General features: G+C 50.1%; 27 protein-coding genes and 1 pseudogene. All 28 read left to right on the top strand.

Features of this window, described 5'->3' with window-relative positions; genetic code table 11:
• Positions 1-942, top strand: a pseudogene (locus FCN15_RS19120) (flagellar hook-length control protein FliK); the annotation flags it as partial.
• Entirely contained in the window at positions 939-1,250 is a 312-nt protein-coding gene (locus tag FCN15_RS05695) for an EscU/YscU/HrcU family type III secretion system export apparatus switch protein (protein ID WP_138493994.1), read from the top strand. The pseudogene FCN15_RS19120 and the gene FCN15_RS05695, both read left to right, overlap by 4 nt.
• Positions 1,240-1,650 (top strand): YraN family protein, encoded by a 411-nt coding sequence (locus FCN15_RS05690; protein WP_138493993.1) that lies wholly within the window; start codon positions 1,240-1,242, stop codon positions 1,648-1,650. Before FCN15_RS05695 ends, FCN15_RS05690 begins: the two co-directional genes overlap by 11 nt.
• Before the next feature lie 147 nt (positions 1,651-1,797).
• A complete protein-coding gene (locus tag FCN15_RS05685; RefSeq protein ID WP_138493992.1) occupies positions 1,798-3,384 on the top strand; it encodes a YifB family Mg chelatase-like AAA ATPase in 1,587 nt (528 codons plus the stop codon).
• A gap of 218 nt (positions 3,385-3,602) precedes the next feature.
• A complete protein-coding gene (gene sucC, locus FCN15_RS05680) occupies positions 3,603-4,763 on the top strand; it encodes an ADP-forming succinate--CoA ligase subunit beta (protein ID WP_138493991.1) in 1,161 nt (386 codons plus the stop codon).
• A 71-nt stretch (positions 4,764-4,834) separates the two neighbouring features.
• Positions 4,835-5,764: a succinate--CoA ligase subunit alpha gene (sucD, locus tag FCN15_RS05675; protein ID WP_138493990.1), complete on the top strand. Its 930-nt coding sequence runs from the start codon at positions 4,835-4,837 to the stop codon at positions 5,762-5,764.
• A 147-nt stretch (positions 5,765-5,911) separates the two neighbouring features.
• Positions 5,912-6,982: a DNA-processing protein DprA gene (gene dprA / locus FCN15_RS05670; protein WP_138493989.1), complete on the top strand. Its 1,071-nt coding sequence runs from the start codon at positions 5,912-5,914 to the stop codon at positions 6,980-6,982.
• A gap of 66 nt (positions 6,983-7,048) precedes the next feature.
• A complete protein-coding gene (topA, locus tag FCN15_RS05665; RefSeq protein ID WP_138493988.1) occupies positions 7,049-9,154 on the top strand; it encodes a type I DNA topoisomerase in 2,106 nt (701 codons plus the stop codon).
• A gap of 19 nt (positions 9,155-9,173) precedes the next feature.
• Complete coding sequence (gene trmFO, locus FCN15_RS05660) at positions 9,174-10,502, top strand: FADH(2)-oxidizing methylenetetrahydrofolate--tRNA-(uracil(54)-C(5))-methyltransferase TrmFO (RefSeq protein WP_138493987.1); 1,329 nt, start codon at positions 9,174-9,176, stop codon at positions 10,500-10,502.
• 15 nt (positions 10,503-10,517) lie between these two features.
• Positions 10,518-11,060: an ATP-dependent protease subunit HslV gene (gene hslV / locus FCN15_RS05655; RefSeq protein ID WP_138493986.1), complete on the top strand. Its 543-nt coding sequence runs from the start codon at positions 10,518-10,520 to the stop codon at positions 11,058-11,060.
• Between the two features lie 115 nt (positions 11,061-11,175).
• Entirely contained in the window at positions 11,176-12,591 is a 1,416-nt protein-coding gene (gene hslU / locus FCN15_RS05650; RefSeq protein ID WP_138493985.1) for an ATP-dependent protease ATPase subunit HslU, read from the top strand.
• Positions 12,592-12,992: 401 nt separating this feature from the next.
• On the top strand, positions 12,993-13,403 hold the full coding sequence (flgB, locus tag FCN15_RS05645) for a flagellar basal body rod protein FlgB (RefSeq protein WP_138493984.1): 411 nt from the start codon (positions 12,993-12,995) through the stop codon (positions 13,401-13,403).
• A gap of 2 nt (positions 13,404-13,405) precedes the next feature.
• Positions 13,406-13,858: a flagellar basal body rod protein FlgC gene (flgC, locus tag FCN15_RS05640; protein WP_138493983.1), complete on the top strand. Its 453-nt coding sequence runs from the start codon at positions 13,406-13,408 to the stop codon at positions 13,856-13,858.
• Between the two features lie 36 nt (positions 13,859-13,894).
• A complete protein-coding gene (gene fliE / locus FCN15_RS05635) occupies positions 13,895-14,203 on the top strand; it encodes a flagellar hook-basal body complex protein FliE (protein ID WP_138493982.1) in 309 nt (102 codons plus the stop codon).
• Positions 14,204-14,240: 37 nt separating this feature from the next.
• A complete protein-coding gene (gene fliF / locus FCN15_RS05630) occupies positions 14,241-15,824 on the top strand; it encodes a flagellar basal-body MS-ring/collar protein FliF (RefSeq protein WP_138493981.1) in 1,584 nt (527 codons plus the stop codon).
• Between the two features lie 12 nt (positions 15,825-15,836).
• A complete protein-coding gene (fliG, locus tag FCN15_RS05625; protein WP_138493980.1) occupies positions 15,837-16,853 on the top strand; it encodes a flagellar motor switch protein FliG in 1,017 nt (338 codons plus the stop codon).
• On the top strand, positions 16,846-17,694 hold the full coding sequence (locus FCN15_RS05620) for a FliH/SctL family protein (RefSeq protein ID WP_138493979.1): 849 nt from the start codon (positions 16,846-16,848) through the stop codon (positions 17,692-17,694). The genes fliG and FCN15_RS05620 overlap by 8 nt, the downstream gene beginning before the upstream one ends.
• Entirely contained in the window at positions 17,687-19,000 is a 1,314-nt protein-coding gene (gene fliI, locus FCN15_RS05615) for a flagellar protein export ATPase FliI (RefSeq protein WP_138493978.1), read from the top strand. The genes FCN15_RS05620 and fliI overlap by 8 nt, the downstream gene beginning before the upstream one ends.
• A gap of 7 nt (positions 19,001-19,007) precedes the next feature.
• The gene (gene fliJ / locus FCN15_RS05610) at positions 19,008-19,451 is read left to right on the top strand and encodes a flagellar export protein FliJ (RefSeq protein WP_138493977.1); all 444 of its coding nucleotides are present in this window, start codon (positions 19,008-19,010) and stop codon (positions 19,449-19,451) included.
• Positions 19,452-19,489: 38 nt separating this feature from the next.
• On the top strand, positions 19,490-20,437 hold the full coding sequence (locus FCN15_RS05605; protein ID WP_138493976.1) for a MotE family protein: 948 nt from the start codon (positions 19,490-19,492) through the stop codon (positions 20,435-20,437).
• Between the two features lie 33 nt (positions 20,438-20,470).
• Positions 20,471-21,964, top strand: coding sequence for a flagellar hook-length control protein FliK (locus tag FCN15_RS05600; RefSeq protein ID WP_138493975.1), 1,494 nt, complete (start codon positions 20,471-20,473; stop codon positions 21,962-21,964).
• Between the two features lie 38 nt (positions 21,965-22,002).
• Positions 22,003-22,539 carry a flagellar hook assembly protein FlgD gene (locus FCN15_RS05595; RefSeq protein WP_138493974.1) on the top strand — a complete coding sequence of 179 codons (537 nt, stop codon included), beginning with the start codon at positions 22,003-22,005 and terminating at the stop codon, positions 22,537-22,539.
• Positions 22,536-22,922, top strand: coding sequence for a TIGR02530 family flagellar biosynthesis protein (locus tag FCN15_RS05590; protein WP_138493973.1), 387 nt, complete (start codon positions 22,536-22,538; stop codon positions 22,920-22,922). Before FCN15_RS05595 ends, FCN15_RS05590 begins: the two co-directional genes overlap by 4 nt.
• Before the next feature lie 91 nt (positions 22,923-23,013).
• Complete coding sequence (gene flgG, locus FCN15_RS05585; protein WP_138493972.1) at positions 23,014-23,832, top strand: flagellar basal body rod protein FlgG; 819 nt, start codon at positions 23,014-23,016, stop codon at positions 23,830-23,832.
• 53 nt (positions 23,833-23,885) lie between these two features.
• Positions 23,886-24,110: a flagellar FlbD family protein gene (locus tag FCN15_RS05580; protein WP_138493971.1), complete on the top strand. Its 225-nt coding sequence runs from the start codon at positions 23,886-23,888 to the stop codon at positions 24,108-24,110.
• On the top strand, positions 24,107-24,586 hold the full coding sequence (locus tag FCN15_RS05575; RefSeq protein WP_138493970.1) for a flagellar basal body-associated FliL family protein: 480 nt from the start codon (positions 24,107-24,109) through the stop codon (positions 24,584-24,586). The genes FCN15_RS05580 and FCN15_RS05575 overlap by 4 nt, the downstream gene beginning before the upstream one ends.
• Positions 24,587-24,623: 37 nt before the next feature.
• Positions 24,624-25,622, top strand: a complete 999-nt coding sequence (gene fliM, locus FCN15_RS05570; protein ID WP_138493969.1) for a flagellar motor switch protein FliM — start codon at positions 24,624-24,626, stop codon at positions 25,620-25,622.
• A complete protein-coding gene (fliY, locus tag FCN15_RS05565) occupies positions 25,612-26,880 on the top strand; it encodes a flagellar motor switch phosphatase FliY (RefSeq protein WP_138493968.1) in 1,269 nt (422 codons plus the stop codon). The genes fliM and fliY overlap by 11 nt, the downstream gene beginning before the upstream one ends.
• Positions 26,881-26,907 lie beyond the last annotated feature (27 nt).

Raw genomic sequence — 26,907 nt, 5'->3', positions numbered from 1 at the left:
GCCCCGGAGCCTCCCGCGCGGCCGGCTGAGGGCGGCGCGGCAGGCTCCGGGGCTGGCGCAGCCGCCCCGGGCCAGGGTGCCCAGGCGCAGGCAGCGCCGGGCACCCCGTCTCCTGCCTCAGCTGCGGCAGGAGACGCAGCGGCTGGCGGGCCTGAGGCCGCGCCAGCCGAGGCAGCCCGCGGCGCAGGCGATGCAGCCCGCGGCGCAGCCCAGCCCCCTGGCACGGCGGTCGGGCAGCCTCCCGCCCCGGACCTGGCTTCCTCTGCAGCGCGTATCGCTAATGGCCTTAATATCCATTCAGATGCAGCAGAGCAGGTGAGCGCTGGCCAAACGGCTGACTCCGGGCAGGATTCACAGGCGTCAGCCGGAGAAGACAGCTCGACTCTCGCTCTGAAAGAGAATCTGAAGAGTATTCTGCTGCAGATTCTAGATACCCCGGATGCGCCGCAGCCGCTTCAGGAGGCGGCTAAACAGATGGTGCAGCAGTTAACCGGACAGCAGCTGCTGCTCAATACGGACCGGACGGCTCCTTTTGCGCAGGTGACGATGTTTTTCCCCTTCCAGGGACCGGACGGAGAAGAAACAGCGACCGTGCAAATCCAGTCCCGCAGGGGCAAAAGGGGCGAGCTCGACCCGGACAACTGCCGGCTGTGGTTTGATCTTAATATGTCTGCACTAGGGAAGCTGATGGTAGACGTTCAGGTTGCTGACAAGAAAGTAATCCTAAACATCCACAGTGAAGGGGATGCCGCAGGTGTTTTTCTGGAGGGACGGCAGGAGGAGATCAGCACAGCAATTGAACAGGCCGGCTACCGCCTGTTGTCAATGAGAACAGCTTCCTATTCAACAGGATCAAATGGACAGGAGGACCGGCAGGTCTCCCAGTCGGGAGCGGCTTCTTACGTTCCTCCTGTATACAGAGGAGTGGATTACCGGGTATGAACAACCAGGACAGCAAGGATGATTCTCCTTTTCGCAAAAAAGCCGTAGCGCTCAAGTATGATCCTGCCGTCAGCGATGCTCCGGTTGTTGCAGCCAAAGGCCGCGGTTATCTGGCGCAGCAAATCCTGGATAAAGCCGAGGAGCACGGCATACCGGTTCAAGAGGATGCGGCTTTGGTAGAGGTTCTGTCCAAGCTTGATCTGGATCAGCAGATCCCGCCGGAGCTCTATGCGCTTGTCGCAGAAATTTTGAGCTTTATTTACCGTTCAGACCGGGCGGCCAGAGAGGATCTGCGCTATGGACGTTAGCGGGAAGGGGCAGAAGCAGCCGGCTGCCGGACCCAAGCGAAACCGCAAGCAGACAGGAGCTCTCGGAGAACAAGCGGCAGCAGAGCTGCTGGCCCGGGAAGGCTATGAAATTCTGGCAAGAAACTGGCGGTGCCGAAGCGGTGAACTTGATATTATCGCCTTTAAAGATCATCAGTTTATCTTTGTCGAGGTAAGAACCCGCAGTGCAGGAGCATTGATGTTCGGTAATCCGGCCGAGTCCGTGGATGCCCGCAAAATCAAGCAGGTCAGGGACACTGCTGCTGTTTATCTTTATCAGCAAGGCAAAGGAGATGCGGCAGTCCGTTTCGATGTAGTGGCTGTTATTGTCAATAAAGCGGGGCAGGCGGTAACTGCCGATCATCTGATAGGCGCATTTTGACTTGAGGAAAATCTTCCTTATCAAGGTTGACAGACACGCAGTCTGGTTATACAATATTTTACAATCTTATAAATGTGCGGAGAATAAGGAAGCACCTTTTCTTGCAGCCATGTTGTGAACATGATGCGGAAAGGGTGTTTTTTTGTTATGTACAGCAAACTTCACAGTGCTTGTCTATATGGGATAGACGGTGTTTTGATCGAAATCGAGACCGATTTAAGCAACGGTCTTCCTATGGTCTCTATTATCGGTCTTCCGGATACGGCGGTTAGGGAGGCGGTAGAGCGGGTCCGCTCGGCTGTCAAGAACTGCGGATACACGTATCCGCTGCAGCGGATCACAATTAATCTGGCACCTGCTGATTTGCGCAAGGAGGGGTCGGCCTTTGATCTGGCGATCGCGCTTGGACTGCTGCAGGCCAGCGGGCAAATCCGGCTGCCTGAGCATGAACGGATGCTTATTATAGGAGAGCTTTCGCTGGATGGCGGGCTTCGTCCGGTTACCGGAGTTCTTCCTATTGTAGACCTGGCAAAACGCAGCGGTTTTGATTCGGTGCTGCTGCCCGCAGACAATGCAGGTGAAGCCATATTAATAGAAGGAATCAAAATTTACGGAATCCGTCATTTGAAGCAGCTGAGCTTTCTGAATCTTAAAGCAGAGCAGGACGGCCCGGGGCCATCCATAGAGTCCAGCCTGGAATATTTGCAGGAGTCGGCGCATTATAATGAGCTTGTTCAGAAGGAAAGCAGCACAATATCCGAGAATTACAGTGATGTTACCGGACAGCGCCATGTTAAGCGTGCATTGGTGATTGCGGCAGCAGGCATGCACAACCTGATTTTGATCGGCCCGCCAGGCACCGGAAAAACGATGCTGATCCGCAGGCTGCCCGGAATTTTGCCGGAGCTGTCCCAAGAGGAAGCGCTGGAGGTAACCAAAATTTACAGCGCTGCTGGAAAGTTTAAAGAAGCTTCCACCGGTCTGCTGCGAAGAAGGGCATTCAGGGCCCCTCATCATACGATTTCAGCAGGCGGGTTAATCGGCGGCGGAGGCATCCCCAAGCCCGGAGAGGTCAGCCTGGCTCATAAAGGGGTTTTGTTTCTCGACGAATTGCCCGAGTTCTCCAGAAATGTTCTTGAGGTTCTCCGGCAGCCGCTGGAGGAACGAATTGTAACCATCAGCCGCTCTAAAGCCGCATTTACCTTCCCGGCGCATTTCCTGCTGGCTGCCTCTATGAATCCCTGTCCGTGCGGGTATATGGGAAGCCGGCCGCCACTCCCGGTTTGCACCTGCACTCCCTGGCGCATTAATCAGTACCGTGCCAAGATTTCTGGTCCTTTGCTGGACCGGATTGATCTGCAGCTTGAGGTTCCACGGCCGACGGCCTGGCGGGCCGACGAAGCTCCGGTTACTTCGGAGATGATGAGGGACCAGGTGCTGTTCGCCCAGGAGCGGCAGAATCACAGGCTGAGAGGGACGGGAATGAGCTGGAACAGTGAATTATCGGGAGCGAAGCTCAGGCTGTCCGTTAATCTGCACAGAGACGCCGAGCTGCTCATGAAATCGTCTTTTGAACAGCTGGGCCTCAGCATGCGTGCCTATGACAGAATTATTAAGCTCGGCCGGACGATTGCAGATTTGGAGGACCGGAATCAGGTGCTTGCCGAGCATATTGCCGAGGCCATTCAGTACAGACAGCTTGATAAGCAAATGATCGGAACTGAAGCCGAATAAGGCGCGGAGCATAGCGGAAAATGACGAATCAGCCAGCATTAAATTCAGCTCTTCGTTAGGCGTATGTAATCGTTCTCAAAACGGGATGGATTTCATATCAAAAAGATGTGTATAAAACTTGAACTTTTTGAGGAAAGCGTTTTAATTTCATGCTAAAATAAATTGGGTTTATATTGATTACCCTCATAACCGTCCGTTGATAGGAGGATTCAAATCAGATGAATATCCATGAATATCAAGGAAAGCAAGTATTAAAACAGTACGGTGTAGCCGTTCCGGAAGGCCATGTGGCTTTTACGGTGGAAGAAGCGGTACAGGCAGCAGAGAAGCTGGGAACTCCGGTAGTCGTAGTTAAGGCTCAGATCCATGCAGGCGGCCGCGGGAAAGCGGGCGGAGTGAAAGTAGCCAAAGGCCTGGAGGAAGTCAGAGCTTATGCCCAGGAACTGCTGGGCAAGGTGCTGGTTACCCATCAGACGGGGCCGGAAGGCAAAGAGATCAAACGGCTGCTGATCGAGCAGGGCTGCGACATCAAGAAGGAGTATTACATCGGCGTTGTGGTTGACCGTTCCACAGGACGGGTAGTCATGATGGGTTCTGAAGAAGGCGGTACGGAGATTGAAGAGGTTGCAGCAGCAACGCCAGAGAAGATTTTTAAAGAGGTTATAGATCCCGCTGTCGGTCTGCAGAGCTATCAAGCCCGCCGTTTAGCCTATGCGATCCGCATTCCGAACGAGCTGGTGAACAAAGCGGTTAAGTTTATGCAGGCTTTGTATCAGGCATTTGTGGAGAAGGACTGTTCGATTGCTGAGATTAATCCGTTAGTCGTAACAGGTGACGGAGAAGTTTTGGCGCTTGATGCTAAATTGAACTTTGACTCGAACGCGCTGTTCCGCCATAAAGATATTTTGGCACTGCGCGACTTGGAGGAAGAGGACGAGAAGGAGATCGAGGCGTCCAAATTTGATCTGAGCTACATCGCTCTTGATGGCAACATTGGCTGCATGGTCAACGGTGCAGGCCTGGCGATGGCTACGATGGATATTATTAAATATTATGGCGGCGAGCCTGCCAACTTCCTTGATGTAGGCGGCGGTGCAACAGCCGAGAAGGTAACCGAGGCTTTCAAGATCATTTTGTCCGACCAGCAGGTGAAGGGCATTTTTGTTAATATATTCGGCGGTATCATGCGTTGTGACGTTATTGCCTCCGGCATTGTGGAAGCGGCACAGCAGGTCGGCCTGAGCCAGCCGCTGGTCGTGCGTTTGGAAGGAACGAATGTTGCGCTCGGCAAAAATATTTTGGCACAATCCGGACTGGACATCGTGTCCGCAGATTCGATGGCCGACGGAGCTCGGAAAATCGTTGAGCTGGTCTCGTAAGTTGAAATCCGCCAATACGTTTCTTAAACGTTTCCTGATTAACCAAGTAGAAAATGAGGGAGGCCTTTAACGTGAGCATTTTGATTGACAAACATACGAAAGTCATCACCCAGGGGATAACGGGAGCTACAGGGCTGTTTCATACAAGAGGCGCTTTGGAATACGGAACGCAGATGGTCGGCGGCGTAACTCCGGGCAAAGGCGGCACATCCATTGAGATCGAGCTTGAAGGCGGAAAGGTTGCCACTCTGCCGATCTTTAACTCGGTGATTGAGGCCAAAGAGACAACGGGGGCAACAGCAAGCGTTATTTATGTTCCGCCGGCTTTTGCAGCTGATTCGATTATTGAAGCCGTTGAAGCAGGGCTGGATCTTGTTATTTGCATCACAGAAGGCATCCCGGTTCTGGATATGGTTAAAGTTAAACGGTTTATGGAAGGGAAAAAGACGGTCTTAATCGGACCAAACTGTCCGGGTGTTATTACTCCAGGCGAGTGCAAGATCGGCATCATGCCTGGATATATCCATAAACCGGGGCATATCGGGGTTGTATCCAGAAGCGGAACCCTGACTTATGAGGCGGTCCATCAGTTGTCCACCCGCGGGCTAGGCCAATCCACAGCTGTAGGCATCGGCGGGGACCCGGTTAAGGGCTCTGAATTTATTGACATTTTGGCTCGTTTTAATGATGATCCTCAGACGCACGCCGTGATCATGATCGGTGAGATCGGGGGAACTGCTGAAGAAGAGGCTGCGGAGTGGATCCGCGACAATATGACGAAACCTGTCGTCGGGTTCATTGGCGGGGTAACGGCTCCTCCGGGAAAACGGATGGGCCATGCAGGCGCCATTATCTCCGGCGGTAAAGGAACAGCCAAAGAGAAGATTGAGAAATTGGAAGCCTGCGGCATCAGAGTGGCTCCGACACCTGCCGAAATGGGCTCTACACTGATGGAAGTGCTGGAGACTAAAGGGCTTCTTGAAGGCTGTACAACGCACTAATTATGTAATCATAATGAAGAGTATTACATTATGAACAGTAATAAAACAAAAATTTAGGATACAGGCAAAGGTAAGCAACCTTCCAACCCGCTTGAGGTGGAGGGTTGCTTATTTGTGTCTGCAGCCAGAGAGAGGATCTGACAGGAAATGGATAGAAGAGAACTGCTGATTACCCTGCATGGAACACACGGAATTGGCTGGAAGACGATAGATAATGTTATGAAGCACGGCGATTTGAATGACGCGATAGACTTTACTGAACAGGATTGGGAAAGCCGGGGCGTTGCCCCGGCGGCAGCCCGTAATTTGATTCGTTCCATACGGGAAGAGAATCGGATAGAGCAGCAGGGCCGGATGAAGAGCAAAAGGATCGTGCCGGTTACAATTTTTGACGAACAATACCCCATATTATTGAAGGAAATTTCCAGGCCGCCTTGGGTTTTGTATACAGCGGGCCGTTTAGAGCTCCTGTCCCAATTCTCAATTGCCATGGTCGGAACCCGCGTTCCTACGGCCTACGGACGTAAAGCAGGCGAAATGCTGGCAGGTTCACTTGCCGAACGGGGGGTTAATGTAGTTAGCGGTATGGCGCGCGGAATCGACGGCATTTGTCATCAGGCTGCCCTGAGATCGTTTGGTGCTACTACAGCTGTAATGGGAACCGCGATTGATCAGCCGTACCCGCCTGAGAACCGCTTCTTATTTGAGGAGATTGCTGAAAAAGGTCTAATTGTGTCCGAGTATCCAATAGGCACCCCTTCCCATCCAGGTATGTTCCCGCAGCGCAACCGGATTATCGCAGGACTAAGCCGGGGGACTGTGGTCGTTGAAGCAGATGAACGGAGCGGCTCATTGATTACCGCTGATGCTGCACTGGAAGCAAACCGGGACGTTTATGCGGTACCCGGCCCTATTACTTCCCCTAAGAGCAGAGGGGCTTTGAATTTGATTAAACAAGGGGCAAAGCTGATTACAGATGCCCGGGATATTTTGGAGGAGTATGGATTTGCCCCTAGCGAAAGCCGGACTGCGGACGGAAACAAGTTGACAGAAGAGGAACTGCGCATATACCATATGTTGGAGCAGGGGAACCAGACTTTTGATGAGCTGCTAACCCTGACCGGCTGGGAGTTTGGACTTTTGCATTCAGTTCTGTTATCTTTAATCATAAAAAAGCAGGCAGTTCAATTGCCAGGCTCTATTTATAAATTAATTTAAACGGTTAATTGCCAAACGAACGGATAATTAAGTATTTTGTTGTGAATGAGAGAGGAGGGTTCTCCCATGGCTGATTCGTTAGTCATCGTAGAATCGCCGGCGAAGGCGAAGACGATTGGCAAGTATTTAGGCAGTAAGTTTATCGTTAAAGCCTCGATGGGCCATGTCCGGGATTTGCCTAAAAGTCAAATCGGGGTTGAAGCTGAGAATGATTTTAACCCCAAATATATAACGATCCGCGGGAAAGGCTCCGTTCTGAAAGAGTTGAAGGATGCCAGCAAGAAAGTGAAGAAAGTCTATCTGGCGGCTGACCCGGACCGCGAAGGAGAAGCGATAGCCTGGCATCTGGCTCATGTCCTTGATCTGAATGAAGGGGACAGCTGCCGGGTGGTTTTTAATGAAATTACGAAGCAGGCGGTTAAAGATGCGTTCAAAACACCGCGCAAGATTAATATGGACCTGGTGAACGCCCAGCAGGCCCGCCGGATTCTTGATCGGCTTGTAGGGTATAAGATCAGCCCTCTTTTATGGAAGAAAGTCAAAAAAGGGCTGTCCGCCGGCCGTGTTCAGTCAGTAGCGGTAAAGATTATTCTGGACCGGGAAAATGAAATCTCCGAATTTGTGCCTGAGGAGTACTGGAGCATCACTACAGCCCTGGTAACAGGCGATACAACATTTGAGGCCAAGTTCCACAAGCTCAGCGGCCAGAAGAAGGAGCTTCACAGCGAAGCGGATGTGCAGGAAATCCTTCAAGCGATTGAAGGAGCTGAGTATGCGGTCAGCACGGTAAAAGAAAAGGAACGCCAAAGACATCCGGCGCCTCCTTTTACAACAAGCTCCCTTCAGCAGGAAGCGGCGCGCAAGTTAAACTTCCGTGCGGCTAAAACCATGTCGGTTGCCCAGCAGCTTTATGAAGGGATAGACCTTGGTAAAGAGGGAACCGTCGGTCTGATTACTTATATGCGTACAGACTCAACCCGTATTGCAGAGTCGGCCCAGGTTGAAGCCAAGGAGTTTATTGTCAATAAGTTCGGTGAGGCATATGCTCCGGACAGCCCGCGTCAATACACGAAGAAGAACACAAATGCCCAGGATGCGCATGAAGCGATCCGGCCAACGTCTATGGAACGGGAGCCGGACTCTCTGAAGGCGCTCTTGAGCAAAGACCAATATAAGCTTTACAAGCTGGTTTGGGAGCGGTTTATGGCCAGCCAAATGTCCTCAGCGATTTTGGATACGATGTCTGTGGATATTACGGCTGGTGAAGTCATATTCCGGGCGGTTGGTTCCAAAATCCGTTTTCACGGGTTCATGAAGGTCTATGTGGAAGGCAGTGACGATGGGTCCGCTTCGGACGACGATAAATTTTTGCCTCCTCTTCATGAAGGGGACAAACTGAAGCTCGAGAGTATTGAACCGAAGCAGCATTTCACCCAGCCTCCTCCAAGATATACAGAAGCTCGTCTGGTCAAGACGCTTGAAGAACTGGGAATCGGACGTCCGAGCACGTACGCGCCTACCCTCGAAACGATCCAGAAGCGTGGTTATGTAGCGATTGAAGAGAAGAAATTTGTTCCAACTGAGCTTGGTGAGTTGATTATTGAACAGATGGAGCAGTTCTTTCCTGAAATTCTGGATGTAGAGTTTACGGCCAATATGGAGGAAGACCTGGACCGTGTGGAAGAAGGCTCTGAGGACTGGGTTCGCGTCTTGGGCGAATTCTACGAATCTTTTGAGAAGCGCTTGAAGGTTGCGGAAGAAGAAATGAAGGAAATCGAAATCGAAGACGAGGTTTCCGACGAGATTTGTGAAAAATGCGGCCGTCATATGGTTTATAAACTTGGACGGTTCGGCAAATTCCTGGCTTGCTCCGGTTTCCCGGACTGCCGGAATACCAAACCGATTATCAAAGAAATCGGCGTGACCTGTCCAAAGTGTAAGGAAGGCCATGTCGTCGAACGCCGCAGCAAGAAAGGCCGTATCTTCTATGGCTGCAACCGTTATCCGGAATGTGATTATGTATCCTGGGATAAGCCTTCGGCCAAGCCTTGTCCGGAGTGCGGCTCACTCATGATTGAGAAACGCAGCAAACAAGGCGTTAAGCTGCAGTGTACTGCCTGCGATCATACGGAAATGGTGGAAGAAGAGAACGAAGAAGCAACTGAGCTTTAACATAATGGAGGTTGTAACATTGACAGAGCAAAATAGGGTTACCGTCATCGGCGCCGGTTTGGCGGGCAGCGAAGCTGCCTGGCAAATCGCCAGCCGGGGTATACCCGTGACTTTATATGAGATGCGTCCGGTTGTCCAAACTCCTGCGCATCATACCAATCAATTCGCCGAGCTGGTATGCAGCAACTCGCTGCGTGCGAACGGACTGACCAATGCGGTAGGCGTCTTGAAAGAAGAAATGAGAATGCTGAATTCGCTGGTGCTGGGCGCAGCAGACCGGAATGCGGTTCCAGCGGGCGGGGCGCTGGCTGTGGACCGGGATGGTTTTTCCGGGGAGATTACGAGAACGCTGCACGAGCATCCGCTTGTAACTGTAATTAATGAAGAGATTCAGGAGATTCCCCAGGATGGAGTGGTAGTCATAGCTACCGGTCCGCTGACGTCTCCGGCTTTGTCCGAGAAGATCAAAGCATTGATGGGTGAGGAATACTTTTACTTTTATGACGCGGCTGCCCCGATCATTGAGAAAGATTCCATCGACATGAATAAGGTCTATCTGGCCTCCCGCTATGATAAAGGGGAAGCGGCATACCTCAACTGTCCGATGAATGAAGAAGAGTTCAATGCCTTCTATGATGCGCTGATCTCTGCGGAAGTAGCGCAGCTTAAGGAGTTTGAGAAAGAGGTTTATTTCGAAGGCTGTATGCCGATCGAGGTCATGATGAAGCGCGGCAAACAAACCGCGTTGTTCGGGCCAATGAAGCCGGTAGGGCTGGTTAATCCGCATACAGGCACACTCCCTTATGCTGTAGTCCAGCTGCGTCAGGACAATGCTGCAGGAACGCTTTATAATATGGTCGGCTTCCAGACGCATCTGAAATGGGGCGAGCAGAAGCGGGTATTTTCAATGATTCCGGGACTGGAAAATGCTGAGTTTGTACGTTATGGCGTCATGCACCGCAATACATTTATTAATTCTCCCAAGCTGATGGAACCTACCTATCAGTTCAAAGGACGCCCAACGCTCTTCTTTGCCGGTCAAATGACCGGGGTAGAGGGATATGTCGAATCTGCCGCTTCCGGCCTGATTGCAGGCATTAACGCAGCGAGGGTAGCTTCCGGCCAGGACGGTATTGTATTCCCGGAGGAAACAACCTTGGGAAGTATGGCCCGGTATATTACGACGGCAGATTTTAAACATTTTCAACCGATGAACGCAAACTTCGGCCTGTTCCCTAAGCTGGATACACGGATCAAGCAGAAGCGGGAAAAATATGAAGCGCTGGCGCATCGAGCGCTAAACAGCTTACAGTCTTTCATTACAGCTTCCGATCTTAAATCTGAATAAGGAAGGTGCTAGCGGATGGATTTGTCTTTTCATGCGACGACGATCTGCGCGGTCAGACATAACGGCGTGTGCGCAATAGCCGGCGACGGGCAGGTAACTTTCGGAGAGAACGTCATTATGAAGCACACTGCCAAAAAGGTTCGACGGTTGTACCGTGGACAGGTGCTGGCTGGATTTGCGGGTTCCGTAGCTGATGCGATCACCTTGTTTGAGAAGTTTGAAGGCAAGCTTGAAGAGCACCATGGGAATCTTCAGAGGGCAGCTGTTGAACTGGCCAAGGAATGGCGGCAGGACCGGGTGCTGCGCAAGCTTGAGGCACTCCTCATCGTAATGGACAAGAGCGGAATGCTGCTGATCTCCGGGGGCGGAGAAATTATTGAACCGGATGATGATGTGATTGCGATCGGCTCCGGAGGCAATTATGCCTTGTCTGCCGCGCGCGCATTGAAACGTCATGCACAGAACATGAGTGCCAAAGAGATGGCTTATGAGTCTCTGAAGGTAGCGGCGGATATTTGCGTGTATACAAATCATAACATTATTGTTGAAGAACTCTAATAGAATGGAAGATAGGTGGACCTAACGGGTTATCCATTTTTCGGCCGGCTTTTTTCTGATGGATTTTTACTTCCGAATGAGAGAAGCCGGCCGCATTTGTCGGGAGGCACGAATTATGAAAAACCAAGCATTAACGCCAAGAGAAATCGTCAATGAGCTGGATAAATATATTGTCGGGCAGAAGCAGGCCAAGAAGTCTGTCGCCGTCGCCCTCCGCAACCGCTACCGCCGCAGCCTGCTTCACGACGACGTGCGGGATGAGATTGTTCCCAAGAACATTTTAATGATCGGACCAACCGGTGTAGGCAAAACGGAAATCGCCAGACGGCTGGCCAAACTGGTTGGCGCACCATTTGTTAAAGTGGAGGCAACAAAATTTACGGAAGTGGGTTACGTTGGACGCGACGTGGAATCCATGGTCCGGGATTTGATTGAAACCTCCATTCGGATGGTCAAGACCGAGCGGACGGAAAGTGTCAAGGACAAGGCGGAAGAGCTTGCGAATGAACGACTTATTAAGCTGCTGGCCCCGTCCCCATTGAAGAATAAACAGCAGCGTAATCCTTTTGAAATGCTGTTTGGAAATGGTGGAGGCAATCAGTCCCAGGAAGCGGATGCAAGCCGGGAGGATGAGGATAAGGATACCCAGCTCGTCGAGAAGCGCCGGCAGGTCAGATTTAAGCTTCTGTCAGGAAGTATGGAAGAGGACATTGTTGAAATCGATGTTGAGGACACAACTCCGACCATGCTGGATATGCTGTCCGGCCAGGGCGGCGATCAAATGGGCATGAATATGCAGGAAATGCTGGGCAGCTTTATGCCAAAGCGGACCAAGAAGCGCAAGCTGACGGTTAAAGAAGCACGCAAGGTGCTGACTCAGGAAGAAGCGAATAAACTGATCGATCACGATGATCTCGTTCAGGAAGCGGTTAGCCGGGCAGAGCAGTCCGGAATTATTTTCATAGACGAAATTGATAAGGTGGCAAGCAAAGGACAGGGGTCCGGACCAGACGTTTCCAGAGAAGGTGTACAACGAGACATTTTACCTATTGTGGAAGGCTCCACGGTGATGACGAAATACGGACCAGTCAAAACCGACTACATCCTGTTTATAGCTGCCGGAGCTTTCCATGTGGCTAAACCGTCAGACCTGATTCCCGAGCTGCAGGGGCGATTCCCGATTCGCGTTGAGCTGAGCAGCTTGAGCCTGGAGGACTTTGTTTCCATTTTGACAGAGCCTCAGAACGCTTTGACGAAACAATATGCAGAGCTGCTTGCAACCGAAAACATCAAGATTGAATTCTCGGCGGACGCCATTCGTGAAATTGCAGCCATTGCCACCACGGTTAATGCCAACAACGAAAATATCGGTGCGCGGCGTTTGCATACGATTCTGGAGAAGCTGCTGGAAGATCTGTCTTTTGAAGCTCCGGAATTGAATCTGGAACATTTTGTTATAACACCTCAGTATGTGAAAGAGAAACTGGGAGAAATCGCTGAGGACCGGGATCTGAGTCAATACATTTTGTAAGCAGGCAAGCAATTCGACCTGACAAATAGAAAGATTAAGGTACCAGCTAATGTCTGAATTTATATAGGACATTGGTTGGTATCTTTTTTTTGCCGATTGGAAGATTGTCGGATAAATGTCGTTTTATATCACAATAAGAAGGCGATTATTCGAAAAAAATGATAAAATTTACAAAATTATGCCAGTCTTTCGGCAAAGATAGTCCTTTTTTCTTATTGTATTATATTACAAACAATAAGAAACTTAGGTTATAGGTTGTCGAACAATATTTTTCCATAATAGGACATAAGAAATAGAAGAAGATATGTTCTATTTGTCGACAAAAAGAGGAATTTATCGAATAATGTTGAATTATCATTCAAAGACCTGTAGAGTTAGGGATTTAGGAGGAGAATGCAAGGATGCAATTACTAAGCGGAACCAGTTTTGATCGGCTGCAGAGCGCAGTGCAGGCAGCTGACCTAAGACAAAATGTCATTGCGAATAATATCGCAAACGTGGATACGCCGAATTTCAAGAGATCCGACGTTTCTTTTGAATCGCTGCTCCAGAACGAGATGAACGGCGGGGTTAAGGAATTATCGGGTTTGCGTACGGATGCAAGACATTTTGTTATCGGCTCATCGTCAAATGTACCATCAGCTAAAGTGACAACGGATAGCTCAACAACCATGAATAACAATCTCAATAATGTTGATATAGATCGTGAAATGTCATTGTTAGCTGAAAACCAGCTGCGATACAACTCTTACATAGAGCAGCTAAATTACCAAATTAAAATGATGCGTACAGCAGTAGGAGGAAACGCGTAGTCATGAACCTTAGCAACAGCTTTTCGATTAGTTCTTCAGCCCTAACAGCTCAGCGGCTGCGTATGGATGTTATCTCTTCCAACATTGCGAATGCAGAAACCACAAGAGCTTCAGTAGTAGATGGGAAGGCAGTGCCTTACCGCCGGAAGATGGTTGTATTATCCTCGGAGAGCGGAAGCTTTAACGATGCGTTGAATCAGGCGATGGGCGGACAAGGGTCTGCGGGGCAAGGGGTTAAAGTATCGGCGGTCCAGGAGGACCAGACGCCTTTCAAGACGGTCTATGATCCTACTAATCCGGATGCAGACAGCAGCGGATACGTAAGCATGCCTAACGTGGATACGGTAAAAGAAATGGTAGATATGATCTCCGCTTCGCGGTCCTATGAAGCAAACGTTACGGCGCTGAATGCTTCAAAGAGCATGCTGACCAAAGCGCTGCAAATTGGCAAATAAAGAATATCAGATCTGATAATAGGGAGGCTTATAAAAATGATCCAGAATGTAACCACTCCGGCGGTACAGCCGCTTAATCTCATCCAATCCCAAAGTGTTTCGACTTCCCAGTCTCCTTCAGAAAGCCTTAGTGAATTTGGATCCTACTTAAAGGACGCGATCGACAGCGTTGCTTCACAGGAACAAAATGTCCAGACCCTTAATAACCAGTTTATGGCTGGCAAAGTGAACATTGACCAGGTCATGGTCGGTTCGGAACAGGCTCTGCTGAGTTTGCAGCTTACTACACAAGTTCGTAATAAAGTTATCGAGGCTTATCAGGAAATTATGCGAACCCAAATGTAGGTATAAAGTAAAGCGAAGTTTCGGATGAGGTGACAATGTGAATGAGCGATTAGCCCAGTATAGGGATAAGGTAGTCCAGTACTGGAACAATTTCAGTAAAAAGCAAAAAACATTATTCCTATCAACGGCAGGCATTATCCTGCTAGCAATCATACTGTTGACTATACAATTCTCCAAAACAGAATATGAGGTAGCCTTTACTGGGCTTGATTCCACGGATGCAGCGGGAATTATGGCCTATTTAGATTCGAATGGAACATCTTATAAACTGAGCAGTGACGGAAAGAGCATTTCCGTGCCAAGCACAGATGCGGCGAGGGTGAAGGTCGATATTGGTTCACAGGGGATCGTGCAAAGCGGTTCCATCGGCTTCGATAAAGCATTCGGCGGAAGCTCAAGTGTTATAGGAATGACAGATGAAGAGTTCAACGTCAAATACAAAAGCGCGCTCAATGGCGAAGTCGAGCAGCTGCTGAAAAGAACAGACGGTGTGCAGACCGCAAAGGTTCTGATCAACCTGCCTACGCAAAACGTCTTTGCAAGTGCAGACGAGCAGGAGAAAGCATCTGCTTCGGTAGTCCTGGATTTCAAGCCAGGCTTTCGTCCTACACAAGATAATATCGACGGATACTTCAATTTAGTTAAGACCGCCGTGCCAAATCTTCCGGTTGAAAATATTACGATCAGCGGCGGCGACAGCGAACTGCTTCCGTCGGGTAAGAGCGGCTCTTCAGGAAGCCTTACAGGAGCGGTTCAGGAGAACCTGAATCTGCAGCAGAAATTCGAAACCGATGTTAAACAAAGCGTTAAACAATTCTTAGGCAAACTGACTGGTCCGGACAAAATCGAAGTGCTGGTTGCTTCAAAATTGAATTTCGATCAAGTGAGCTCTAAAGAGCTGCTGGTAACTCCAGTAGACGAAGAGAATATGAAAGGCATCGAGATTAGTGCCCAAACCGTTCAGAACAGTTATTCAGGTTCGGGAAGCTCCAATGGCGGAGTTGCAGGAACGGGGGAAGGCGATGTGCCTGGTTATCCTTCTTCCACTTCGGGTGACACCTCAACCTCTGAGGAGAACTCCTCCACGATCAATTATGAAGTTAACCATATCACAAAGGACATTATTGCAAGCCCTTATGTTGTTAAAGATTTAACCATTAATGTTCTGGTTGAACCACCTAACGGAAAAAATTCTTTGGATCAAACCACATCGGATGCAATTACCAAAATCTTGAAAAATATTGTAGCGTCCTATTTGGCAGATTCAGGAACTACTTATACAGACGATCAGCTGACTCAAAAAGTTTCGGTTTATGCCCAAAGCTTCCAGGGTAGTACGACAACTGCTGCTAAGTCCGGTTTGTCCAGTATGTGGATTTGGGGGATAGGCGCTGTTGCACTGCTTGCTGTTGCTGTAGCAGGTATCCTGATCTACCGGAACCGCAAACGTTCCAAAGAAGAAGAGGAAGACCTGCCGCTTCAGGTGCCGACTGAGTTCCCGTCCATCAGTCTGGAAAGCATCAATAATGAAAGCCAAGTAAAGAAACAGCTGGAGACACTGGCCAAGAAGAAGCCGGAAGAATTCGTGAACCTGCTCCGCACTTGGCTGTCTGAAGAATAGAGGTGATTTTCATTGTCTAAAGTAAGCACTCAAGGATTAACAGGGAAACAAAAAGCAGCGATTCTGCTCATTACTCTCGGCCCGGAGGTTTCGGCGCAAATCTTTAAGCACTTGAGAGATGAAGAAATTGAACAACTGACACTGGAAATCGCCAATGTTCGGAAAGTCGACGCGACGGAGAAGGATTCGGTCATGGCTGAGTTTCACCAGATCTGCCTGGCTCAGGAATACATTTCGCAGGGCGGTATCAATTACGCCAAAGATATTCTGGAGAAAGCGCTGGGTCAGCAGAAGGCGCTCGATATTATTAACCGTCTGACCGCTACTCTCCAGGTAAGACCCTTTGATTTTGCGAGAAAAGCTGATCCGAATCAGATTCTGAACTTTATACAGAACGAAAATGCCCAGACGATTGCGCTCGTTCTCTCTTACCTGCAGTTCGAACAGGCAGCTTCGATCCTGTCTTCTCTTCCACAGGAGAAGCAGGCAGAGGTGGCTAGAAGAATTGCGGTCATGGACAGCACATCGCCGGAAGTCATCGCACAGGTCGAACGGGTGCTGGAGCAGAAGCTGTCTTCGACAGTAACGCAGGACTACACAACGGCTGGCGGCATCGAATCGATCGTTCAAATCCTCAACGGCGTCGACCGGGGGACGGAAAGAACGATTTTGGACTCCCTGGAGATTCAGGATCCGGAGCTGGCCGAAGAAATCAAGAAGCGGATGTTTGTGTTCGAGGACATCGTCAATGTGGACAACCGCTCCATTCAGCGGATTATCCGCGATATCGAGAATGCGGACCTGCAGCTTGCCCTCAAGGTGGCGAGCGAGGAGGTCCGGGAAGCGGTATTCCGCAATATGTCTAAACGGATGTCCGAAACGTTCAAGGAAGAAATGGAATACATGGGGCCGGTGCGGCTGCGTGATGTTGAAGAAGCTCAGACCCGCATTGTAGCCACGATTAGAAGACTTGAAGAAGCCGGAGAAATCATCATAGCGCGCGGCGGAGGAGATGACATCATTGTCTAATTTGATTAAAGCTACCCAATACGTTCCGCTGGATAACTTGAAGCAATTGGACCTCTCCAAGCATTACGAGGATTTGGCGGCGAATAAGGCTGATTCCAACAGGTTTGAACACGATTCGGCCTACAACCGCCGTATAGAAGAAGCTGAACAAACGCGTAAAGAGATTTTGCAGGATGCCAAGGAGTTTGCGGAACGCCAGATCCGCGAGGCTTCGGAAGAAGCGCAGCGGCTCTTGGAAGAATCCAGGCAGCAGATTCAAACCTGGTGGGAGGAAAGAAGACAGCAGGATGAGCAGCTGATCGAAGCTTCTAAGGCAGAAGGCTTCCACCAGGGCTACGAGGAAGGCAGGCAGCAGGCTGAACAGGAACTGCGGGAGCAAATCGACCACATGATGGGCGAGGCACAGTCCATTCTTACGGAAGCTCAAAGGCATAAGGAGCAGATCATTCAGGAAGCTGAGCCCTTTGTGGTGACCTTGAGCTGTGAAATCGCCAGAAAGATCATCGAGCGCCAGCTGACGATCGAGCCGGAGTTTTACCTGGAGCTGATCGAACGAAACCTGGCCCGTAAAAGAGAACAGGGAACGTTAACGCTGTGCGTTTCACCTTCCCAATATTCATTTGTCCAGGCGGCGAAAGAGGAGCTTTCGCTGGTCATTGATTCCCAAGCGGAATTGCTGATCATTCCGGATTCAAGTGTCAAGGATCACGGATGTGTCATCCGCTCTTCCTTCGGCAGCGTGGATGCGAGAATTGACACTCAATTGACGGAGATCAAGAAGGAACTCCTTCGTATTGCGCAGCAAGGCGGCGATGAGAAGGTGGAGGATAACCATGCTTAATCTGGAGACGTACCTGGAGCACCTGAGAGAGGTGGATCCGGTTCGGATTAACGGTAAAGTGACTCAGGTTATCGGTCTTATGGTTGAATCCGAGGGCCCGGATGCAAGCATCGGAGATGTCTGCGAGATCTATCCGAGCAAATCCGCAGTACCGCTTAAAGCCGAAGTGGTCGGTTTCCGGGATAACAAAGTGCTGCTGATGCCGCTCGGCGAGCTTCAGTCCATCGGTCCTGGCTGCGATGTAGTAGGAACAGGCAAGCCTTTAACGGTTCAGGCCGGCTTTGAACTGCTCGGTAAGGTGCTGGACGGGTTGGGTCAGCCGCTTGACGGCTCGCTCCTTCCCTCCCGGATGATGCATTTTTCGACGTACAACAAACCGAGCAATCCGCTTGCAAGGCCGCGGGTAAAGGACCCGATCAGTATAGGGGTCCGGGCGATTGATGGTCTGCTGACAATTGGCAAAGGACAGCGGGTAGGTATTTTTGCAGGTTCGGGCGTAGGAAAGAGCACCTTGATGGGCATGATTGCCCGCAATACTTCCGCGGATGTTAACGTTATTGCGCTAATCGGAGAACGCGGCCGTGAGGTGCTGGATTTTATTGAAAGAGACCTGGGGCCTGAAGGCTTGGCGAGATCGGTTGTTGTCGTAGCGACCTCTGACCAGCCTGCGCTGATCCGGATGAAGGGCGCCTTGATTGCGACGTCCATTGCGGAGTTTTTCCGGGACCGGGGGATGAATGTCATGCTGATGATGGATTCGGTTACGAGATATGCGATGGCGCTGCGTGAGGTGGGCCTTGCGGTCGGCGAACCGCCGGCGATGCGGGGGTATACACCTTCCGTCTTTGCGGCACTGCCTAAGCTGCTGGAAAGGGCGGGGACTGGTAAAGCCGGCTCTATCACCGCTTTCTACACCGTGCTCGTGGACGGGGATGATATGAACGAACCGATTGCGGATGCGGTCAGAGGTATTTTGGATGGTCACATCGTGCTTAACCGGAACATTGCGAATAAAGGGCATTTTCCAGCCATTGATATCTTGGCCAGTATCAGCCGCGTGATGAAGGACATCGTGTCGGAGGAGCATACGGATGCAGCCAACCGGCTCAAACGGATCATGTCGGTATACAAGGAATCGGAAGATTTGATTAATATCGGGGCTTACCAGAAAGGCTCCAATACCCAGATTGACGAAGCGATCGATGCGATTGAGCAGGTCTGGGATTATACGAAGCAAAAAGTCAATGAGAAGGTTACCCTAACTGAAGCGACAGAACGTTTAATAGCCGAGTTTGCAGGAGGATGAATGGATAGTGAAGTTTAATTATGCCTTTCAAAAAGTTGTGGACTTGAAAACAAACGAAAAAAGGCAGGCCGAATGGATGCTTTCTGCCGCAGTAGGTATTCTTCAGAATGAGATGAGCAGCCTTGAGCAGCTGCTGGAGGACAAGCGCAGGCTTGCGGCGTCTATGCAGGAAGAAGCGCAAAAAACAGCTTCCTGCTTAAGTCTGCAGGCCATGCAGCAGTATGCCGAACATTTGGAGCGCTGCATTGCAAGCAAATCTAAAGATGTTGACCATGCCGAACAAAATGTAGAACAGAATAAAGCCCATTTAAGTTCCAGAATGCTGGATGAGAAGGTTTGGCTTAAGGCTAGAGACAAGTCTCTTCAAGCGTTTCGCCAGCAAATGCTTCTCCGGGAACAGAGCGAGCTTGACGAAATGGCGACTGTCCGTTTTGCCATGAAAGCAAGGTAGCCTGAAATCCTGAGGCTTTGGAGAAGGAGGATACAACTTTGGCAGAATCAGAATTGGAAGAGAAAGAATCAGGCGGGGGATTTGGACGGTTTTTATTTTTTGTAACACCTATATTGTTTACGGTTGTGCTTCTGGGCGTGCTGCTCACGCTCCTAAATAAAGATGTTCAGGACAAGGCGCTCACCGTGCTCAATAAAATACCGTTCGTCAGCAATTGGGTGCCCGATTCGGCAGTGAAGACCGCGGCAGGCACAGGCGATGCGGCCAGTCAGGAGAAAAGTTCGGAGGCTACGATTCAAGAGCTGAAGGATCAGCTCGCCCAGCAGCAGGAGGAAGTTCAGAAAGCGAAAGAGCAAACTGCAGAGCAGGAACAGAAAGTCAAAGACCTGCAGACCCAGCTGGACGAAGCGAATAAGAAGAACAATGAACAGGCGCAGGAAACCACTAACCAAGCGGCTGAAGATTATCAGAAGGAAGTTAAGAAGCTTGCCCAGATGTATGGGAGCATGAATGCAAGCAAAGCTGCCAGCATCATGAGCAATTTAACTACAGAAGAAAATGTTATGCTCTTCAATGCGATGAGCAATGAGAGCAGATCAGCCATCCTTGAGAAGATGGATGCGAAACTTGCGGCCGATATTTCCATCCGGCTGAAGGACGCTGATACATCGGAAGACCTGGCTATTGCTGCACTGCAGTCTCGTTTAAAGAAAGAAAGCGGAACAGACAGCACGACGTCGTCATCCGCGTCATCCACAGCATCAGGTCTTGATTCAACGCAGATCAGCCAAACTTTCGCTTCGATGGATGCTAAAACGGCGGCCACGCTGCTTCTGCAAACCAATACTATAAGTCCGGAGAAAACGCTCAGCATCCTGCATTCGGTAGATGATTCTACCCGCTCGAGTATTCTTGCAGCGATGTCCGATGCGGATGCAGTGACCACAGCGAAAATTCTGAACAAGCTGGTCAGCAGCAGTAAATAACAGCGGAGACCTGAAAGGAGGTGAACAACAATCATGAGCACAATTCTTAGCACACCGCTTAATACGGTTTCCGCTCCGTCCAAAAGCTCCAGCAGCAAGTCAATCGCGGCTTCCTCTAAACAAACAAAATCGGCAAATGCCTCAGGAGGCAGCAGCGGAGCGTCTGCGGCAGGTCAAACCGCTGCGGGGCAGTCGGCATTAACAGATCCCGTAAATGCTTCATCGAACGATAAAGGCAAGAAAGCAGTTGAAGGAAGCACATCCTTTAGCGGAACCCTCTATCAATTTCTAACCGGCGAGCTGGCTGATGATGCGGCTTCACAGGATGGTAAGACGGCTGCATCAAGTGAGAACAGCGGCGCAGCATTAACGGAGACGCTCTTATCCCTGCTTCAAGGAGCTGCAGGAACGGCTTCAGCAGACGAAGCAGGCAGCACTGATTCCAATACTGCTTTGATTAATGCGCTGGATAAGCTTGCCGAGCAATTGCAGGACGCAGCAGACCTGCAGGAGCTGACGGCATCCAATCCGGAGCTGATGGCTCAGCTTCAAGCCTGGATTCAGCAGGCCATGCAGCAGCTGCAGCAAGCCGGGAATGCGGCTCTTTCGGATAATGAAGGCTCTGCTGCGCTGACTCAGCTGGCCGGGCAGCCGGAGACGATCAAATTTGCGTTGATGGACACTATTCAGTCTATGAAGGATTTGCTGACAGGAACAGGAGCTCAGGGAACTTCTCAAACTTCGTTTATGCAGCTGGTGACCTCTCTGCAGAAGGCACTTGGCCAGACGGCCAGCCAACAGGCAGGAGCAGAGTCAACCCAGGCAGCAAGTTCAAATGCCGATCAGACGGTGCAGGCAGCGGCTGAAAGCAGCAATGCAGATGGAGCCGTAGCGGCAGCTTCCGTTCAGGCATCAGAGGAAGATTCATCTTCCACTCAGGACCAGCAGCAATCGGATCAATCAGCTTTTACCGGTTCTAATATCGTAACGGCCGGTCAGCTGCAGCTTAGGGATAACGCGGCAGCGCAGGTCAAAGCGCAGCAGCCGGTGCCGGTCGAGAAATTTTCCCAGGAAGTGTCCGGCTTTATCATTAACAAAATGGATATTGTGAAGCTTCAGGGAATGTCCGAAGCAAAAATCACTTTGACCCCGGAACATTTAGGCCAGGTCGATATCCGGATTACCCTGCATAACGGTCAGGTGGTTGCCCAGTTTGTGACAGAGCACTCTTTTGCCAAAGAATCGCTTGAGCAGCAAATGTCCCAGCTCCGTTCGGCGCTGCAGGCTCAAGGTCTTCAAGTAGAGAAGCTTGAAGTGACCCAGAACGCGTCTCTTTCTTCTCATATGTACCATGACGGCAAACAGTCCGGATCCGGCTCCCAGCAGCGGCAGAACAGCAAACGCCGCGATGCGGACGAGGAAGAAGGCATTACCAGCCTGGATACGCTCGAAGAATGGAACGAGTGGGTGAGAGAGGTGCAAGCCAAGCAGGACAACTATGGCAGTTCCTTTGTTGCGAAAGCATAACCTGCTGTTATTGAGAATACAGGAAGGAGGGAATACAAATGTCAGACAGCATAACAACTAGTGTTTCTTGGCCCAATTATTCGGCCAGCAACGTTCAAACCGCTTCATCCAAAGATACCCAGACCATGGGGAAGGATCAATTTTTGAAAATTCTGATTACGCAGCTGCAGAACCAGAATCCGATGGATCCGATGGATGACAAGGAATTTATCGCTCAGATGGCGCAGTTTAGTACGGTGGAGCAGCTCTCCAATATTTCGACCCAGCTGGATACGATGAGCTCATCCTTGGGCAGTGTCTCAAGTTTGATCGGCAAACAGGCTACCTGGATGCAGGATACGTCAAGTTCTTCAAATGAATATGTGATTGATGGTGATACAAGCAGCAGTGACGGTTACACGCTCACTGGCATCATCGACGGAATTGTGGTGCGTTCAGGGATTCAGTATGCGATTATCGGCAGCAATGAAGTTCCGGTTACCGATATCACGCAGATTGACAGCCCGGATGACTCTTCAGGCAGCGAAGACGGCAGCACAGACTCCGAAAGCGATCAATCGGGGAGCGCCTCATGAGTGATTCCATTTCTGTAGCGCAGTTGTACCCCGGACGCCTCCAGCCCGGAACACTTAATCAGTCTGCCAATGTAAAAACCTCCGCAGCGGAGAACGCCGCTTCCTTTCAAAAGGTTCTGGACAGTGAGCTTGTCAAGTTCAGCAATCATGCAGCCAAACGCCTGGAGCAGCGCGGCATCCAGCTTCGGCCGGAGCAGCTGGGGCAGATTGGACAAGCGATTGATGACGCAGCGGCCAAAGGCTCGAAGGATTCGCTTATTTTAATGAAAGATATGGCCTTTATCGTCAATATCAATAATCGGACAGTAGTGACGGCTATGGATGGAAAAAGCATGAAAAACAACCTTTTTACCCAAATTGACAGTGCGATTATTATTCATTGATTAACTTAGCTGGCCCGGTTACGGAAAGCTAAACAAGGTTTGCTGACCGACTGATGCAAATCAAACCACCAAACCAGGAGGAATAAATGAAATGTTAAGATCAATGTATTCGGGCGTATCGGGTATGCGCGGCTTCCAAACCAAACTGGACGTCATCGGCAACAACATTGCGAACGTAAATACTACGGGCTTTAAATCCGGCCGCGTCATGTTCAAGGACATTATGAGCCAGACAGTGTCAGGGGTTACTGCTCCTGTTGACGGAGAAACCGGCGGCGTTAATGCCAAACAAATTGGTCTAGGGGTATCCATTGGTTCAGTCGACACCCTCCATACAGCGGGCAGTGCTCAAACAACCAATAATCCGCTTGATCTTCGTCTTGATGGAGACGGCTTTTTCCTGGTTAAAATGACTGCCGATCAAGAGGTTCCTTACTTGACGAGAGCCGGGGACTTCCATATGGATGCTTCCGGCAACCTGCTTACTTCTGACGGCTTGTTCGTTTGTGACTCGAATGGTGATCCTATCACAGTTGCAGACGATGTAACGGGCTTTACGATTTCTCAAGACGGGACACTCGTTCAGACGATGTCTGATGGCACGACGGAGAACGGTGTGCAGATTGGCGTTGGCAAAGTGGTCAATCCTGAAGGTCTGGAGAAGATCGGCGGCAACCTCTACCGTATGACACTCAATGCGAATCCTGACGGAGAACTTGAACCGACGACTGCAAATAATACGGAGACGGGAACCGGCGCCATCGTATCCGGCCAGCTTGAAATGTCCAACGTGGACCTGACTGGCGAGTTTACCGAGATGATCGTTGCCCAGCGCGGTTTCCAGGCAAACTCCCGGATCATTACTACGTCAGATGAAGTCCTGCAGGAAGTCGTTAACCTGAAACGATAGTAACTAATTAGGCGGGGAAGGGCAGCCTTCCCCGGTATTTTTCGGGAGGCCCCATGATTTCAGTAACAAGAATCAACGGTTCGCCATTTTGGATTAACGCCATTATGATTGAAGCCGTAGAAGAAACACCGGACACTTACATAACTTTGGTGACCGGCAAACGATTGATCGTTTTGGAGAAGGCTGAAGAAGTCCTGCAGAAGATCCAGGAGTACTACAAGGAAATTGGAATGCATGCAGCTGCTATTAAAGTGCAACAAACGGAGGAATTGGAATGAAGAAAATGTTACCTTGGCTGATTACAATGCTGTTATCCATTACGCTGATCGCTCTGGCAGCATTCCTGATAGTCAAGCCAAGTTCCAGTCAGACCACAACCACGGGGGAGGCTGCCGCCGCTAAGAAGGCCGAAACGGAAACCGCTAAGAAGCTGTCAGCCGATGAGATTGTTGAGCTGACTTCTGTCATCGAAGGGATCAAGACAAACTTGTCTGATCCAAGCTACATTGTCAGCGTTAACTTCGCGTTTCAGCTGAATAATACGAAAGCGAAAGAGGCTTTTGATAAAATTGCTGATTATAAAGTCAAGCCGATTATTATCAAGACCCTTGCCGAGAAGAAGCCGGAAGATTTGACTGGAGCTAAAGGGAAAGACCAGCTTTGCACGGAGCTGATGAACCAAATCGACAAAGTTTTGCCGGTGGGAACGTTGTCCCAGATTGAAATCACGGATTTTGTCCTTTCTGCAATTTAGGAATCCTTGAGCAAGCTTTTGAAGGGGGTGAGATATTTTGGTAGACGTATTATCGCAGAATGAAATTGATGCTTTGCTAGCAGCGCTCTCCTCAGGTGAGATGGATGCAGAGGAGCTTAAGAAAGAAGAAACGCAGAAGAAGATCCGTTCCTATGATTTTAAACGGGCCGTTAGATTTTCCAAAGACCATATCCGGAGCTTGACCCGAATACATGAGAATTTTGCGCGTTATTTAACGACTTATTTCTCAGCTCAGCTTCGTACCTTTGTACAGATTAACGTGGTTCAGGTTGAACAGCTTCCCTATGATGAGTTCATCCGCTCCATTCCTAAAATGACGATATTGAATATATTTGAGGCGGAGCCGCTTGAAGGGCGGATGGTGCTGGAAGTTCACCCCAATGTGGCTTATGCTATGCTGGACAGGCTCCTGGGCGGCACTGGCACAGCTCCTTCAAAAATCAGCTCCTTGACTGAGATCGAAACCATCATCATGGAACGGATCTTCAGCCGTGCATTTGAAAGCCTGCAGGAAGCGTGGAAGACAGTAGTTGACATCAATCCGAGGATGGAAGGTTTGGAGACAAACCCTCAGTTTATGCAGATCGTCTCCCCCAACGAGACAATTGCCCTTATCTCGCTCAGCACCAAAATCGGGGATACCTCAGGAATGATTAACCTTTGTATTCCTCACGTTGTTATCGAACCTATTATGCCAAAACTCTCGGTTCACCACTGGTTTGTCTCCCAGAAGAAATCCAGAGCGCCCGAAGAGGTGGAGGCCCTGCAGGCCCGGGTCAGCAAAGCATCCCTGTCGATTGTGGCTGAACTAGGCGAATCAAAGCTGAACATCAGGGAGTTTCTTGGTCTGTCGGTAGGTGACGTAATATCTTTGGACAAGTCTGTTAATGAAGGACTTTCTATCCGAATCGGGGACCGCCTTAAATACTACGGAAGTCCCGGAACCGTTAAAGACCGGATAGCTGTTCAAATTGATGAGATTGTCAGCGAAGGAGTTGAAGAACTTGACGAGTAAAGATTATTTATCCCAGGAAGAAATCGATGCTCTGCTTAAGCAGGCGAGCCAGGACTCTTCGGAACCTTCTGAGCCGACGGTGAATGACTATCTGACCCCGCTAGAGCAGGATGCACTCGGTGAGATCGGGAATATTACTTTTGGCAGTGCGGCAACGGCTCTTTCGGCTTTGCTGAATAAAAAGGTGGATATTACCACACCAAAAGTTTCCATTATAAAGCGTTCCGAATTCGATGAAGTGTTTCCTAAACCGCATGTGGCTGTGCATGTCACCTATGTGGACGGTTTTCAAGGTATTAACTCGCTCGTCATCCAGAAGCGGGATGCTCAGATCATCGCTGATCTGATGCTTGGCGGAGAAGGGAATCCGGCGGATGAAGAGCTGAACGAGATTCATATCAGCGCTGTGCAAGAAGCAATGAATCAAATGATGGGTTCGTCTGCAACCTCGATGTCAACGATCTTTAACAGATTCGTAAACATTTCACCGCCGGCAATTGATATCTTGAATGTGGAAAACGGAGAAGGCGTTGCAAACCTGCCGCCTGATGAAATATTAATTAAAATCTCTTTCCGTCTTAAGATCGGAGATTTGATTGATTCAACAATCATGCAGCTGCTTCAAGTGCAGTTCGCGAAAGAAATGGTGAACAACCTGATCGGAGGTGCTGACCCGGCTCCTGCTTCAGCTCCTGCTGCTCAAGAAACAGCAGCTGCTGTCGAGGCTCCTGTACGGCCTGCGGCTGAAGTACCAGCCCCTCAGACTCATTATGAGGCACCGGCACCAAGCCCGGCACCGGCACCTGCTCCGCAGGCTCCGCCATATGCCCATCCGCCTCAAATGACGCCGCCTCCGGGGTACTATGATCCGAATATGATGCCTCCGAACTATGGATACGCCCAGCCGCAGCATTACGGCGCAGCTCCTGGACGCAATGTGAACGTGCAGCCTGTGCAATTTTCCAATCTGCAGGCGCCGTCGTTCGATCATATTGACGAAAATAATTTAAACTTATTGATGGACATACCCCTTAAAGTCACCGTAGAATTAGGTAGGACCCAGAAGCAAATTAAAGATATCCTGGAACTGTCGCAAGGTTCAATCATCGAGCTGGACAAGCTGGCCGGTGAGCCTGTAGACATTCTGGTAAATAACAAGTTGATCGCCAAAGGTGAGGTTGTCGTTATTGATGAGAACTTCGGCGTCCGTGTTACCGATATCATCAGCCAGTGGGACCGCATACAAAAATTACAATAGAGAAGATCTCAGGAGGGACTATTTTCC

It is taken from the genome of Paenibacillus pinistramenti, assembly GCF_005869875.1.
Classification (GTDB): domain Bacteria; phylum Bacillota; class Bacilli; order Paenibacillales; family Paenibacillaceae; genus Fontibacillus; species Fontibacillus pinistramenti.
The sequence above is the reverse complement of the archived record's forward strand: the minus strand, read 5'-3'. Positions and strand labels throughout refer to the sequence as shown.

Coding starts and splice junctions, on each gene's coding strand:
- FCN15_RS05695 (WP_138493994.1), top strand. CDS start 939: ATGAACAACCAGGACAGCAAGGATGATTCTCCTTTTCGCAAAAAAGCC.
- FCN15_RS05690 (WP_138493993.1), top strand. CDS start 1,240: ATGGACGTTAGCGGGAAGGGGCAGAAGCAGCCGGCTGCCGGACCCAAG.
- FCN15_RS05685 (WP_138493992.1), top strand. CDS start 1,798: ATGTACAGCAAACTTCACAGTGCTTGTCTATATGGGATAGACGGTGTT.
- sucC (WP_138493991.1), top strand. CDS start 3,603: ATGAATATCCATGAATATCAAGGAAAGCAAGTATTAAAACAGTACGGT.
- dprA (WP_138493989.1), top strand. CDS start 5,912: ATGGATAGAAGAGAACTGCTGATTACCCTGCATGGAACACACGGAATT.
- topA (WP_138493988.1), top strand. CDS start 7,049: ATGGCTGATTCGTTAGTCATCGTAGAATCGCCGGCGAAGGCGAAGACG.
- hslV (WP_138493986.1), top strand. CDS start 10,518: ATGGATTTGTCTTTTCATGCGACGACGATCTGCGCGGTCAGACATAAC.
- hslU (WP_138493985.1), top strand. CDS start 11,176: ATGAAAAACCAAGCATTAACGCCAAGAGAAATCGTCAATGAGCTGGAT.
- flgB (WP_138493984.1), top strand. CDS start 12,993: ATGCAATTACTAAGCGGAACCAGTTTTGATCGGCTGCAGAGCGCAGTG.
- flgC (WP_138493983.1), top strand. CDS start 13,406: ATGAACCTTAGCAACAGCTTTTCGATTAGTTCTTCAGCCCTAACAGCT.
- fliE (WP_138493982.1), top strand. CDS start 13,895: ATGATCCAGAATGTAACCACTCCGGCGGTACAGCCGCTTAATCTCATC.
- fliI (WP_138493978.1), top strand. CDS start 17,687: ATGCTTAATCTGGAGACGTACCTGGAGCACCTGAGAGAGGTGGATCCG.
- FCN15_RS05600 (WP_138493975.1), top strand. CDS start 20,471: ATGAGCACAATTCTTAGCACACCGCTTAATACGGTTTCCGCTCCGTCC.
- FCN15_RS05595 (WP_138493974.1), top strand. CDS start 22,003: ATGTCAGACAGCATAACAACTAGTGTTTCTTGGCCCAATTATTCGGCC.
- FCN15_RS05590 (WP_138493973.1), top strand. CDS start 22,536: ATGAGTGATTCCATTTCTGTAGCGCAGTTGTACCCCGGACGCCTCCAG.
- flgG (WP_138493972.1), top strand. CDS start 23,014: ATGTTAAGATCAATGTATTCGGGCGTATCGGGTATGCGCGGCTTCCAA.
- FCN15_RS05580 (WP_138493971.1), top strand. CDS start 23,886: ATGATTTCAGTAACAAGAATCAACGGTTCGCCATTTTGGATTAACGCC.
- FCN15_RS05575 (WP_138493970.1), top strand. CDS start 24,107: ATGAAGAAAATGTTACCTTGGCTGATTACAATGCTGTTATCCATTACG.